This window comes from Paracraurococcus ruber (assembly GCF_004353985.1).
GTDB classification, from domain to species: domain Bacteria; phylum Pseudomonadota; class Alphaproteobacteria; order Acetobacterales; family Acetobacteraceae; genus Paracraurococcus; species Paracraurococcus ruber.
Map to the genome: position 1 here is coordinate 1 of NZ_SMOA01000639.1, position 792 is coordinate 792.

The following is a 792-nucleotide window of genomic DNA, read 5'->3' on the forward strand; positions in this document are numbered from 1 at the left end:
CCCCTGCCTGCAGAGGCCCGACCGCGCCGCAGGCGGGCCGCGCCGGCGGCGAACGGCGCGGGACGCCGCATGGCAGCGGACCTGCCCCGCCGCGCCCGCGCCGCCGGCGCTGTCCGGGCTCCGGCCCCCGCATCACCCGGGCGGATGCGCCTCATCACCACCGGCCATTGGCCGCGCCGGGCCGCCGGCGGCATCCTGCCGCGAAGGAGAACCGCCATGCCCGACACGCTGCCGCCCGCCGCCCGCATCCATCCGGAGGCGCGGATCGGCCATGTGCATCTGAAGGTCGCCGATCTCGACCGCGCGCTGGCCTTCTGGCGCGACGTCATCGGGCTGGAGGTGCAGGAGCGCTGGGCCGGCCAGGCCGCCTTCCTCGCCGCCGGCGGCTACCATCACCACATCGCGCTCAACACCTGGGAAAGCGCGGGCGGCCCGCCGCCGCCGCGCGGCACCACCGGGCTGTACCATGTCGCGCTGGTCTATCCCGACCGGCCGGCGCTGGCCGCCGCGCTGCTGCGCGTGCTGCAGGCGGGGGTGGAGCTGGAAGGGGCGTCGGACCACGGCGTCTCCGAGGCGATCTACCTGCGCGATCCCGACGGCAACGGCGTGGAACTGTATCGCGACCGGCCGCGCATCGAATGGCCGCGCGACGAGGCCGGACGGCTGCGCATGACCAACCGCCGCCTGGACCTGCAGGCGCTGCTGGCGGAGGCGCCGCGCGCCGGCGGCTGACGCCGGCTGTCCCGGTGCCCTGGCGCCGCCGCGCCGGGCGCCGGGCCTTGCCGCCCCGCG

1 protein-coding gene is annotated in these 792 nt (G+C 77.9%); it reads left to right on the forward strand.

What is annotated here, in order from left to right; all coding sequences use genetic code 11:
- Positions 1–216 precede the first annotated feature (216 nt).
- Entirely contained in the window at positions 217–732 is a 516-nt protein-coding gene (locus E2C05_RS32235) for a VOC family protein (RefSeq protein WP_133223654.1), read from the forward strand.
- Positions 733–792 lie beyond the last annotated feature (60 nt).

Excerpts from the sequence above, each read along its gene's own strand:
- E2C05_RS32235 (WP_133223654.1), top strand. The coding sequence starts at position 217 with ATGCCCGACACGCTGCCGCCCGCCGCCCGCATCCATCCGGAGGCGCGG.